Below are 13,650 nucleotides of genomic sequence, written 5' to 3'. Positions count from 1 at the left end.
ATCCAATAAAGATTTAATGATTAATAGCATCACAAACCTATTACAAAACTCAAAAAAGGGTCTAGATTATTTTTTCAAAAACAGGGAGTATTTTGTCAAAAGGAAGAAAAATAACATGTGTTATTCTTGCATGATTATTTGTTGATTACTAATAATCAGTTAGTTACGGAAACTTGTTGGGCTTTTATGAAATTCTTCTTTAAAAGCTTTACTAAACCAATTGGGATCGTTAAACCCCGAGGCATAAGCTATTTCAGAAACAGTTAAATTGGAGGTTTTTAGTAATTCTTTAGCTTTTTCTAATCGTACTTTTCTAATAAAAATGGCTGTACTGGTATTTGAAATTGCTTTTAGTTTTCGATAGAGTTGGGAGTCGCTCATTAGCATAAATTTTGCTAATTCGGCTGCTCCAAAATTTGAATTATCTAAATGTTTATGAACGCTTTCAATAGCTTTATTTAGGAAGATAATGTTTTTATCTATAGGTTTAGGTTGTTCTTCTTTTTGCTCTAAAATAGTAGGTATAGAATAGGTTTTTTGTAGTTGTTTTCGTTTTGTAATTAACATTTTCATGCGAAGTCGTAATTCTTCTTTTTGAAAAGGTTTGGTTAAATATGCGTCTACACCACTTGTAATACCTTCCAATTTATCCTCTTGCATCGCTTTAGAGGTTAACATTATAATTGGGATGTGGTTGGTTTTAGTATTGGCTTGTAGTTTTTGAGTGAGTTCAAATCCGTCCATAATTGGCATCATGACATCGGTTACTACCACATCTGGTATGGTTGTTTCTGCAAGTTTTAACCCTTCTTTACCATTTTTCGCAAAACTAACTTTATAATCTGGTTGTAAACAGGAGGCGATGTAACGAGCCATGTCTACATTGTCTTCAATTATTAACACCGTATTAGAGTCGTCATTAACAATAATATCATTAAGTTGCGGTACTACTGTGCCAATAGATAATTGCTTGTTATTTAATTCAATTGATTTTTCTTCTACATTATTTGTTATTGGTAGTGTAATTGTAAATGTAGTTCCAGTTCCTAATGTAGATTTTACACTTATAGAGCCTTTAAATAGTTCTACCAATTCTTTTGTTAAAGCCAATCCAATACCTGTGCCTTGCGATATTTTATGCTCGTTGTTCTCGACTTGAAAAAAGCGATCAAAAATTAAAGGTAGTTCCTCTTCAGGAATTCCATAACCTTCGTCCATAATCAGGATTTGTAGTGTGCTATTTTTTAATTTATTAATGTGAATTTTTAATTCGGAATCTTCAGGTGAAAATTTTAAAGCATTAGAAATAAGGTTGGTGAGAATCTGACGCATTTTTTCGGCATCAAAATCCATTATTATTTTTTCTGGATTGGAATTAAAATTCAGTTTAATCTGTTTGTCTTTAGCAATGCTTAAAAAACTATTTGTAATATGTGATGAAAATGCAACGATATCATTTTGGATAAGATTTATGTTGAGTTGCCCTTTTTCTAATTTAGCTAAATCTAACATTTGATTGACCAAATTAAGCAAACTATTGCTGTTTTGCTCTATGGTGTTTAGCGATGTAGTTACATCGTCTTTTTCTAAGAATTGCTCTTTTAAATTATCTAGATAGCCAAGTATAATAGTTAGAGGTGTTCTAAATTCGTGCGTAATGTTGGTGATAAAACGCGATTTTAAACTATCTAATTCCTGTAAACGAATGGATTCTTGACCCGCAATTTGACGCTGTAAACTTAATTTATAAAAAGCATAAACGATTCCTAAAAAGAAAAGTAAATAAGTTAGGTATGCTAAATTACTCTTATACCATGGTGGATTTACATTAATGGTGAGTTGTAAAGGCTGTTTTTGCCATAAGTCGTTTCGCGATTTACCTTGTATTTGAAGGGTGTACTTTTTGGGTGCCAGCGATATAAATTGAATATAGTTTTTATAATCTAAAGCATTCCAATCTGTATCATCAGGAAGAAGTTTGTAAACGTATTTTATATTGCTATTTGGTCTAAAGTCTAACCCTGAAAAACTTAAATTTATGGGGAAATCATTATGGTTTAATTCAATATGCTTAGCATTAATAATGCTACTAGATATTACAGAAGATTCGTTAGGAGAAACTGTTTTGTCTTTTATTTTTAATTGTGTAAAGTTAAGTTGTCCTTCTTTATCTAGTTTATAGATTTGCTTTGGATCAAAGATATTTACGCCATTAATACCACCAAAATATAGAAAACCATTGTTTTTGTTTTTATAAACAGCACCAAGATTAAACTCCGTACTTTGTACACCATCTTTAGGATTGTAATTTGTAAATTCCTTTGTACTCTTATTAAATCTAAAAAGACCTCCATTGGTAGATAGCCATAAGTTGCCAAGGTCGTCTTCGTTAATGTTATAAATAAATGTATTGCTTAATCCGTCGCGTTTACCAAAAGAAGTGAATTCATCTCTTTTTCTATTATATTTACTTAAGCCTTTTCTTGTTGCAATCCAGAGTGTTTTGCTACTGTCTTCAAAAGCACTCAATACACCTCTTGTTGCTAAACCATTAGATTCATCATAATTTTTTAAAAGGTTTAAATTACCCGAATTGAAATTAAAAGAACTAAGCCCTTTTTGAGTAGTCATCCAATACATTCCATAGCTGTCTTCTATCATTGATATGGTTAAGCGAGAAGGGAATTGGTCGGTGTTATAGTTGATAAATTCGAATGAGTTATTTTTAACATTTCCAATAAATTTACTAAACCCATCGCTATAGGATGTTACCCAAATTGTATTAGCAGAATCTTTATAAATACTCCTAATGTTGTTTGATGGTAAATGCGACGCATTTCCTGTTTTAGAAGGTAGTTCAATAAAGTTAGGGTTTTCGAGGTTTATGGTATCGAGATTGATTATAAATGCGCCTTTACCAGTAGCAATCCATAAATTATTTAAATGATCTTTTACAAAGCCTCTTGCTCTATAACTAGGGAATGTTTTGAATTTTGATAGGTCTTTATTATCTGAAATAACAAGCCCGCTTGAAGTTGCAGTAAACAAATAATTCTTCGTATCTATTACGGCAAATACAGATGGGTCGTTAACGTTAAATAAATTAGTTGGGTTTTTAAAAACTTCATCTTTAGTAGTCGATGTCATTTCTAAATTAAAACTACCAATGATTAAGTTTCCTTTATTATCTGCGTGTAATGCATAAATATTATCGAAAGATACTGTGTTTAAATTATCTTTTTTATTCGCTTTATATTGATTAATTATTTGAAATTTTTCATCTACTAGATATGCAGTAATTAGACCATTGTTAGATCCTATATAATAAATATTATTTATTTTTTTTATGGTATTAATATTAAGATCTAATGAAATGCTAGAGTCAGAACTTGGTATTTTTTTAACGGTATTATTGGTGCTGTTTAGAGTTAGAATGCCATTGGTGGTATAAACAAAAAGGCGCTGATCTAGTATTTCAATATTTGTTATGGGATCGTTGGTTTTGGCTATTTTATTCAGTTTAATAGTTTCATTCTCTAAGATGTTATTAGATGAAAAACTATAAATATCGCCATTTTTTGTGCTCAAATAAACGGTATTGTTTAAAATAGAAAGCCCTGTAATTTCTTTTGGGTTTTCTATGTTAAATGGTATGAATTTCGATTTTCCACTGGTAATTACTGCTACACCTTTATTGTAAAAAGCAGCTAGTATTATAGAGTCATGTTTAATAATTCTTGTACAGTTACTATCTGGATCTAGGAGTTGTGTGGTAGACTCCTCATTAATATTATACACTACTAGTCCATTTTGTCCTGTACCAATATATATGTTTTTATCTTTTGCTAATATGGCACCAATTCTATATCCTGCAATATCTAGTCCTGAATTTGTGTCTGGTTGAGGAATGTAAAAATCATGACCATCAAAACGTACGATGCCATCCGAAGTGCCAAGCCAGTAAAACCCTTTTTGGTCTTGAGTTAAGCAAAGAATAGTTTCTTGGGGCAAGCCTTCCTTTAAACCTAAATGTTTAAATGTTAAATTTTGAGCGTGAGTAAATATACCAACTAAACATAAAAAAAATGTAAATTTGATTTTTTTTGTAATTTTTAATAAAAAACAGGTTGGATTATATAGCATTAAATGTTAATAAAAAGACTAAAATACTAATTTTGAACTTATTAAATAAACTAATTTCTATTTAGAATTTCAATTTCTATTTTTCCAATAAAAATAAAATAAATGAATACATTTTCAATTGCCATTCATGGTGGGGCAGGAACTTTAGTAAAAGGAATGATGACACCAGCATTGGAAGCGAAATATAAAGCCGCTTTACAATTAGCTTTAGATGCAGGATATAAGGTGTTAGAAAATAATGGTACAGCAACTGAAGCTGTAGAAAAAGCAGTTGTTGTTTTAGAAGATTCACCATTATTTAATGCAGGAAAAGGGTCCGTCTTTACAGCAACCGAATCTCATGAAATGGATGCGTCTATTATGGATGGAAAAACTTTAAATGCAGGAGCAGTAAGTTTAATTACTGGAATTAAAAATCCGGTTGCATTGGCTCGTGACGTTATGGAAAAAAGTGAGCATGTTTTTCTGGCAGGAGCAGGAGCAATGCAGTTTGCAAAAGAGCTAGATTACACTATTGAAGATGCCTCGTATTTTTACGATGCATTTAGACATAAACAGTGGATAGAAATTAAAGATACCGATAGTTTTCAGTTAGATCATGCGAAGAAGAAAGATTCTAAATTTGGAACTGTTGGTGCTGTTGCATGTGATAAGGATGGTAATATTGCAGCAGCAACTTCTACAGGAGGAATGACCAATAAAAAATGGGGAAGAGTAGGAGATAGCCCTATGATTGGTGCTGGTAATTATGCGAATAATAAAACGTGTGCAATTTCCTGTACAGGAAGTGGAGAGTTTTTTATTCGTGGTGTGGTTGCTTATGATGTTGCCTGTTTAATGGAACATAAAGAAATGAGTTTAGAAGACGCATCTAACGAAGTAATAAACAAACGTATTCTAGAAATAAAAGGCGATGGTGGTCTTATTGCTGTAGATGCCAAAGGGAATATTGCAATGCCTTTTAATACCGAAGGTATGTATCGTGCTAGTAAATCTTCTACTGGTCAAGAGGAAGTTTCTATTTATAAATAATACATTATTATTGACTTCTCGATACTGTTTACTCATGCTTCGCAAAGCACTCGAAGTGACAAGTAAGATGCTAATTTAGTTTTATTTTCAGTTCGAGTGAAATTGTTTTTTTTACAATTTTGTATCGAGAACCAATAAGTAAAATTAAAGACGAGGTGGTTTGCGTTAGGGATTGCAGCGACATCCTTTTTTATTTTTCTTAAAAAAGATAAAGCGGAAAGCGCGACCTTTAGGTAACGCCCAAAAAAACATTAAGCTTCTACAAGTGTTGGAGTTCAGATAAAAGGTGCTTCAATAGGTAATACTTTTACCTTTTTGTTTTTAATGTTAAAACGGTCACCATTAGATAAAATGTGTGTTTTTAAATTGGTTAAAGACATTGGTGTGCCTTCTTTTAAACGCTTGTGGTTGTTGTGTTTTATTTTTCTACCATCAAAAACAATTACCATTCCAGAGCCAATTACTCGTAGTCTACCGTTTTTAATAATTAATCCTGTGTCCTCTGCTAAACCAATACCTACAAGTTTTGGGAATTGTGCAACTGCTTCCGACACACGACCAAAACGACCTCGTTTAATAAAATGAGTGTCAATAATTAATTCCGGAATTAAAGCCAGTCCCTTGTACATGGTTACCGCACCTTTAATAAATGCTTCCGATGCGCTTCCTCCAGCAATCATTTCGTTAGACATCATCATGGCTCCCGCACTGGTACCTGCAATTACAAAACCTTTTTCGTTTTTGTAGCGTTCTGTTAAAATAGTGTGTATGGTTGTGCCTCCAATTTTATCAGTGATTTTAGATTGATCGCCACCAGAAAACATTACGCAATTTGCGTTTTGTATTAAATGTATAGCGTCTTGTTTTTCAGAATCTTCTTTACTTCTTATATCCAGTATAGTTACATTTTTACAACCTAAAGTGGTAAAGGCTTCCATGTAATTTTCGCCTACTTCAACAGGAATACTAGATGCTGTAGGTATAACAACAATATTTGCATCTATTCCTCCAGCCTCTTTAACTACATGAAATAAAATACCTTCGTCAATAAATTCGAGGGTATACATTTCGTTTTCTTCAATACCTTTATCTTCATTTCCTCCAATAGGAATTAACGTTCCGTTAAATCGATGCATCTATTTTTCCTTAAAATTTTAAAGTGCAAAAATAGACTAATTTTTTGCAGAATTTGTATATATTTATAATCTTTCACATAAACTAACTTAAACCTAACCTTGCATGAAGATACGCGAAATTAACGCCATGAGAGGGCCAAACTACTGGTCTGTAAGACGTCACAAATTAATTGTAATGGTTTTAGATCTTGAAGAAATGGAAGAATTGCCATCGAATAAAATAGATGGATTTCCAGAAAGATTAAAAGCCATGTTTCCTAGTATGTATTCGCATCGATGTTCGGAAGGTTGCGAAGGTGGTTTTTTTATGCGAGTAGATGAAGGTACTTGGATGGGACATATTATTGAGCATATTGCTTTAGAAATACAAACCTTAGCAGGAATGGATACTGGTTTTGGAAGAACTAGGGGATATGGAGAAGAAGGTGTCTATAGCGTTGTGTTTTCCTATATTGAAGAATCTGTTGGGCGATTTGCTGCAAAATCTGCAGTACGAATTTGCGAAGCATTAATTGCTGGCGAAACGTATGATTTAACAGAAGATATTCAAGAAATGCGCGAGCTTAGAGAGTCGGAAAGATTAGGTCCTAGTACAGGGTCAATTGTGGAAGAAGCTGAAGCACGAGGAATTCCTTGGATACGCTTAAATAAATACTCCCTTTGCCAATTAGGGTATGGTGCGAATCAAAAACGTATTCAGGCCACTGTAACTAGTGAAACAAGTAGTATTGGTGTGGAATTAGCATGCGATAAAGAAGATACAAAATACTTGTTAGAACAAGCTGAGGTAGAAGTGCCTCGAGGTGATATTATTAGACGCGAGCGTAGTTTAGAAGAAGCCTGTAAATATGTTGGTTATCCATTAGTGATTAAGCCTATAGATGGAAATCACGGTCGTGGTATTACAGTAAATATTAATAATTATGAAGATGCTTTAACTGCTTTTCATCATGCAAAAGATAGCTCTAAAAGTGGTGCGATAATTGTCGAAAAATTTATTGTTGGTGAAGATTATAGATTACTAGTTATAAATAATGTTTTGGTTGCTGGAGCTATTAGAACTCCTGCGCATGTTATTGGTGATGGAAAATCAACGGTTCAAGAATTAATAGACAAAGTAAATAGCGATCCGCGTCGTGGTTTTGGACATGAAAATGTATTAACCAAAATTACTACCAACGAGCTCACACAAACCATTATAAAAGATGCTGGATATACTTTAGAATCGGTTTTGCCAGCAGGGGAAAGACTTATCTTAAAAGATACAGCAAACCTAAGCACAGGTGGAACAGCTGAAGATATTACAGATATTATTCATCCTGCAAACGTAAGTATGGCAGAACGTATTTCTAAAATTATAGATTTAGATATTTGTGGAATTGATATTATGACCACAGATATTACAAAACCTTTATCCGAAACTGGTGGTGCTGTTTTAGAAGTTAATGCTGGTCCAGGATTTAGAATGCATTTAGCACCAACCTCTGGATTGCCAAGAAATGTTGCTGCTCCTGTAATTGATAAATTATTTCCACAGAAAGGAGATACTGGACGTATTCCAATTATTGCTACATCTGGAACCAATGGAAAAACGACAACAACAAGATTAATTGCGCATATTGCGAAGATGAACGGTCATCGTGTTGGCTATACCACAAGTGATGGTGTATACATACAAAATAGATTACTCATGACCGGGGATTGTACAGGTCCTGCAAGTGCAGAATTTGTATTAAAAGATCCTACTGTAAACTTTGCCGTTTTAGAATGTGCAAGAGGCGGATTGCTTCGCGCCGGATTAGGTTTTAAAAAGTGTGATGTTGCGGTAGTAACTAATGTAGCTGCAGATCATTTAGGCTTAAAAGGTATTCATACCATCGAGCAATTAGCTAAAGTAAAAGCGGTAATTCCAGAAACCGTTTTACCAGATGGCTATGCCATTTTAAATGCAGATGACGATTTGGTTTACGATATGCGACGCAATGTGAATTGTAATGTGGCCTTGTTTTCTATGGATGAAAACAATCCAAGAATTAAAGCTTTACAACGCTTAAATGGAATCACTGCGATTTACGAAAATGGTTGGGTTACTATTTGTAGAGGCGAATGGAAAATGCGCATCATGGAAGCAGTAAATATTCCATTAACCTATGGTGGGAAAGCAAAATTTATGATTCAAAATGTACTAGGAGCTGTACTTGCTGCCCATGTACAAGGCATTAGTATTGAAGATATGAAAGCAGCATTAGAAACTTTTATACCTTCGGCTTCACAAACACCTGGACGTTTAAATTTATTCGAATTCAATAATTTTTCAATCCTATTAGATTATGCACATAATCCAGCAGGAATGCGTGCTTTACAAAAGTTTACAGACGAGCTAGATGCTACTGTAAAAGTTGGAATTATTGCAGGAATTGGAGATAGAAGAGTAGAAGATAATAATGAAATGGGTAGTATTGCTGCCGAAATGTTTGATGAAATAATTATTCGTCAAGACAAACGCTTACGCGGAAAAACAGAAGAAGAACTTATTAAAATGCTAGATGATGGTATTAAAATGAAAGATCCGAATAAGAAAACAACCATCATTCCATCGGAAAAAGAAGCGATTAAATTTGCGGTTAAAAACGCAGTAAAAGGTTCGCTAATTATTTTGTGTAGTGATGTGATTCCGGATGCTTTAGAATTGGTAAAAAAGTTTAAAGAACAAGAGGCTAATGGCGAACTAAACTATGCAGATTAATGAAGGATACGGCGAATAGATTTTCAGATGTATTTAATAAACAAAAAGCGAATCAATTTAATATAGGAAATACAACCTATAAGCAACGTATTAAAAAGTTAAATGCCTTAAAAAAGGCTATTGAGGTTACGTATAAAGATAAAATTCGTTTGGCTTTGCATGCCGATTTTAAAAAACCTTTTGCCGAAACCGATTTAACAGAAATTTATCCTGTTCTTGGAGAAATTAAATTCGCGAAGAGCAACTTGAAATCTTGGATGAAACGCCAAAAAGTGGATACGCCAATGGCTTTAATTGGGTCTTCTTCTTGGTATGTATACGAGCCAAAAGGGGTTTGTTTGCTTATTTCGCCTTGGAATTTTCCACTAAACTTAACTTTCGGACCGTTGGTTTCTGCTATTTCAGCAGGTAATTCCGTAATTATTAAGCCTAGTGAAATGACACCACATATCTCTGCTGTTATGGCCGAGATTGTTGCTACACTTTTTAATGAAAATGAAATTGCTTTGGTAGAAGGAGAGGTCGACGTTTCTACCGAATTATTAAAACTACCATTTAACCATATCTTTTTTACTGGATCTCCACAGGTTGGAAAAATAGTAATGAAATCTGCTTCATCACACTTGTCTTCCGTGACTTTAGAGCTTGGCGGTAAATCACCAACCATTATAGACGAAACCGCAAACTTAAAAACTGCTGCAAAAAGAATTGCTTGGGGGAAATTTGTAAATAGTGGACAAACCTGTATTGCTCCAGATTATATTTTAATACAAGAATCTGTAAAAGATAATTTTGTAGCTGAATTAAGGGAGCAATTAAAGTCGTTTTTTACCGAAGATACTTCGGCTTCCGATTCGCTTTGTCGTATTGTTAATGTGAAACATTTTAAACGTTTAGAAGCACATTTAGAGAATGCAAGGTCGAATAATGCAACTTTTGAAATTGGTGGGCAAATAGCTTCTGAAGATAATTTTATTGCGCCTACAATAATTTCCAATTTACCAGAAGATGCTTCCCTTTTGCAAGACGAGATTTTTGGGCCTATTCTTCCTATAAAAACATATACAATTCTAGACGAAGCAATAGACTATATTAATGCTAAAGAAAAACCTTTGGCACTTTACATATATAGTAAAAGCAAGAAAAATATTAATCACGCTATAAAAAATACAAGAGCAGGAAGTACAGCTATTAATAATAATGTGCTGCAATACTCAAACCATAATTTACCTTTTGGAGGGAGTAATAATAGCGGGATTGGTAAAGCACATGGTGTTTTTGGCTTCCAAGAGTTTTCTAATATGCGTTCGGTATTAAAGCAACATACCAAAGGTTCTATTGAATTATTATTTCCGCCTTACACTAGTTTTAAGCAAAAAATTATAGACGTAACACTAAAATGGTTTTAAATAAAAAAGAGGCGTATTAGTTACCTAATTACCTCTTTTTTCCGATTAATAGCGTCTTTAATGTTTTATTGAATCATAATTTTTTTGGTTACTTGTCCTTTTTCGGTTTCTATTTTTAGTAGATAGATTCCTGTTTGAAAACTACTAACATCTATCGTTTCCGATTTTGTTTTAAGTACTTTTTTTCCTAGCATATTAAATAACTCAATAGAAGAAATAGAAGTGTTATTGATATTAGAAATGGTAATTACAGTATCTGCGGGATTAGGATATACATGTATAGTATTCTCTAAAGAAGATATGTTTGTACTTAATGTTTTTGTGCTTTGAATGGTAAAGTTTTTATAAGATTCATTGTCTGCAAGAGCTAAGGTTCTAAAAACACGAAGCTTGTATTCGGTTCCGTTTATTAATCCTCCAATAGTACCTTCATTAGAAAAACAACCTAATTCATTTCCGTTGCATGCATCATAAAGTGCAAAGTTATTCCATCCTATATTACCGTCAATAAGTATATAACCGTCAATTGGCATTGTGAAATCATACCAAACATCTGCGTAATCTTGAGCGGTAGTTCCAGTGCAGCCTATTTCATTATTAATAGTGGCGCCACCAATACCGAAGTTTACAGTAGTTGGTGTTTCGGTAACAATAATGTTTTCTGCAGAAGCGCAATCGTCGTTATTAATTATTTCGAATGCTTGAATAGTAAAGCTTCGGTAGGTGTTATCTGCGCTATTTTCTGTTCTAAAAAGTCTCAATTTATAATCTACTGTAGCGCTTAATCCTGTAAAAAGTTGGTTGGTATCATCACATTGAATTTGTGTGCCTCCGCAAGAATCATAAAGCGCTAATTGGTTCCAATTGATACTTGCATCTACATAAAGGTTTCCGTTTACTGGCATGGTGAAATTGTACCAAATATCTACATAGTCATCTACGGTTCCACTGCAACCAACTTCGTTGTTTATGGTTGCTCCTCCAATTTCGAAATCTATGGTAGTTTCTGTTGTTGTTACGGTAATGTCTTCCGCGGAAGCGCAATCGTCGTTGGTTACATTTTCGTATGCCTGTATAGTAAATGCTAAGTAATTGTTCTCTGCATTGGCTATAGTTCTAAATACACGAAGTTTGTAGTTTGTTCCTGAGCTTAGGTTTCCAATTAATTCGTTAGTAGATCCACAATGTATTTGTGTGCCACCACAAGCATCATATAGAGCAAAGTTATTCCAGTTAATGGCTCCTTCAATATATAAATTCCCGTTTACTGGCATAGTAAAATCATACCAAATATCTACATAGTCATTTGTTGTTCCTGTACATCCTTCTTCATTATTTATGGTTGCCCCTGCAATTTCAAAATCGACAGTAGTTTCCTCTGTAGTAACGGTTAATGTTTGTGCAGAAGCACAATCGTCGTTTAATGCTTCCGGATATGCTTTTATAGAAAAACTTAAGTAAGTATTGTCTGCAAGTGCAACGGTTCTAAAAAGGCGTAATTTATAATTTGTTCCCGCTGTTAAACTAGAATATAATTCATCGGAAGAACCACATTGTATTTGTGTACCACCACAAGCATCATATAGAGCAAAGTTGTTCCAGGTACTTGCTCCTGCAACAAATACGTTTCCGTTAAAAGGCATGTTAAAATCGTACCAAATATCTACATAGTCACTTGTCGTTCCAATACATCCCTCTTCATTATTTATGGTTGCCCCTCCAATTTCAAAATCGACAGTAGTTTCCTCTGTGGTTATGGTAATGTTTTCGGCAGAAGCACAATCGTCATTTGTTGCTTCAGGGTATGCTTTTATAGAAAAATTTAAGTAGGTGTTGTCTGCAAGTGCAACGGTTCTAAAAAGGCGTAATTTATAATTTGTTCCCGCTGTTAAACCAGAATACAGTTCATCGGAAGAACCACATTGTATTTGCGTACCACCACAAGTATCATATAATGCAAAGTTGTTCCAAGTACTAGTTCCTGCAATAAATACGTTTCCGTTAACAGGCATGTTAAAATCATACCAAAGATCTACATAGTCATTTGTCGTTCCAGCACATCCTTCTTCATTATTTATGGTTGCACCACCAATTTCAAAATCTACAATAGTTTCCTCTGTCGTTACGGTAATATTTTCTGCGGAAGCGCAATCGTCGTTTGCTACTTCAGGGTATGCTTTTATAGAAAAATTTAAGTAGGTGTTGTCTGCAAGTGCAACCGTTCTAAAAAGGCGTAATTTGTAATTTGTTCCCGCTGTTAAACCAGAATACAGTTCGTCGGAAGAGCCACATTGTATTTGTGTGCCACCACAAGTATCATAAAGTGCGAAACTATTCCATGAAGTTGTTCCTGCAATAAATAAGTTTCCGTTAACAGGCATGTTAAAATCATACCAAATATCTATATAATCACTTGTCGTTCCCGTACACCCTTCTTCATTATTTACGGTTGCACCGCCAATTTCAAAATTAACAATAGTTTCCTCTGTAGTAACGGTTAGTGTTTGTGCAGAAGCGCAATCGTCGTTTGCTACTTCTGGATATGCTTTTATTGAAAAGTTTAAGTAGGAAGTGTTGGTTGCTAGAGCTGCTGTTCTATAAACACGTAATTTATAATTTGTTCCCGCTGTTAAACCAGAATACAGTTCATCGGCAGTACCACATTGTATTTGTGTGCCGCCACAAGTATCATAAAGTGCAAAACGATTCCACGAACTTGTTCCGTCAATGAATATATTTCCATTTATAGGCATATTGAAATCATACCAAATATCTGCAAAATCAGCTGCTGTATCTCCATCGCATCCAACCTCGTTATTAATTACTGCGGTACTAATCTCAAAATTAACAGCAGTAAAATCGGTTGTAACGTTTATAAATTCTGCATTAGCGCAATCGTCATTTGCAGGCTGAGAAACTGCAAATTGTGTTATTAGTATGGTGCTTAATAAAAAGTATAGTTTTTTCATGGTTTAGTGTTTTAAAAGTGCTAAATATAAGTTGTTTATATATTTTTGTGAAGTAGATTTACTCCTTATTGTATAGTTGGTTATGTATTTTGTATAGCTGGTGTTTTTTTAAAAGAAAGCCACTGTTTTAAGTAGCTTTCTTCTTTAAAAAATAGTTAAATTCACTTCAACCATTTCGATTAATAGCATCTTCATGTTTTATAACTTGTTTATAG

General features: G+C 33.7%; 6 protein-coding genes. 3 read left to right on the top strand and 3 right to left on the bottom strand.

Annotated elements, in window-relative coordinates; all coding sequences use genetic code 11:
• Window positions 1–159 precede the first annotated feature (159 nt).
• Window positions 160–4,011 (bottom strand): hybrid sensor histidine kinase/response regulator transcription factor, encoded by a 3,852-nt coding sequence (locus Q4512_RS05685; RefSeq protein ID WP_303422690.1) that lies wholly within the window; start codon window positions 4,009–4,011, stop codon window positions 160–162.
• Between the two features lie 234 nt (window positions 4,012–4,245).
• Between Q4512_RS05685 and Q4512_RS05680 the strand changes: the two genes are divergently transcribed.
• Window positions 4,246–5,175, top strand: a complete 930-nt coding sequence (locus Q4512_RS05680) for an isoaspartyl peptidase/L-asparaginase family protein (RefSeq protein ID WP_303422687.1) — start codon at window positions 4,246–4,248, stop codon at window positions 5,173–5,175.
• Between the two features lie 275 nt (window positions 5,176–5,450).
• On the opposite strand, the gene Q4512_RS05675 is transcribed toward Q4512_RS05680, so the two are convergent.
• Window positions 5,451–6,311 (bottom strand): cyanophycinase, encoded by an 861-nt coding sequence (locus Q4512_RS05675; RefSeq protein WP_303422682.1) that lies wholly within the window; start codon window positions 6,309–6,311, stop codon window positions 5,451–5,453.
• A 103-nt stretch (window positions 6,312–6,414) separates the two neighbouring features.
• Between Q4512_RS05675 and cphA the strand changes: the two genes are divergently transcribed.
• Entirely contained in the window at window positions 6,415–9,057 is a 2,643-nt protein-coding gene (gene cphA, locus Q4512_RS05670; protein ID WP_303422679.1) for a cyanophycin synthetase, read from the top strand.
• On the top strand, window positions 9,057–10,466 hold the full coding sequence (locus Q4512_RS05665; protein ID WP_303422676.1) for an aldehyde dehydrogenase family protein: 1,410 nt from the start codon (window positions 9,057–9,059) through the stop codon (window positions 10,464–10,466). Before cphA ends, Q4512_RS05665 begins: the two co-directional genes overlap by 1 nt.
• A gap of 65 nt (window positions 10,467–10,531) precedes the next feature.
• Here the strand turns inward: Q4512_RS05665 and Q4512_RS05660 are convergent, their stop codons facing one another.
• Window positions 10,532–13,435 carry a T9SS type A sorting domain-containing protein gene (locus Q4512_RS05660; protein WP_303422672.1) on the bottom strand — a complete coding sequence of 968 codons (2,904 nt, stop codon included), beginning with the start codon at window positions 13,433–13,435 and terminating at the stop codon, window positions 10,532–10,534.
• Window positions 13,436–13,650 lie beyond the last annotated feature (215 nt).

Source organism: Oceanihabitans sp. 2_MG-2023, assembly GCF_030547245.1.
In the GTDB taxonomy this organism is placed as follows: domain Bacteria; phylum Bacteroidota; class Bacteroidia; order Flavobacteriales; family Flavobacteriaceae; genus Oceanihabitans.
The sequence above is the reverse complement of the archived record's forward strand: the minus strand, read 5'-3'. Positions and strand labels throughout refer to the sequence as shown.

What these genes read in the sequence shown, in the direction of transcription:
- Q4512_RS05665 (WP_303422676.1), top strand. Translation starts at nt 9,057, where the DNA reads ATGAAGGATACGGCGAATAGATTTTCAGATGTATTTAATAAACAAAAA.
- cphA (WP_303422679.1), top strand. Translation starts at nt 6,415, where the DNA reads ATGAAGATACGCGAAATTAACGCCATGAGAGGGCCAAACTACTGGTCT.
- Q4512_RS05660 (WP_303422672.1), bottom strand. Translation starts at nt 13,435, where the DNA reads ATGAAAAAACTATACTTTTTATTAAGCACCATACTAATAACACAATTT.
- Q4512_RS05675 (WP_303422682.1), bottom strand. Translation starts at nt 6,311, where the DNA reads ATGCATCGATTTAACGGAACGTTAATTCCTATTGGAGGAAATGAAGAT.
- Q4512_RS05680 (WP_303422687.1), top strand. Translation starts at nt 4,246, where the DNA reads ATGAATACATTTTCAATTGCCATTCATGGTGGGGCAGGAACTTTAGTA.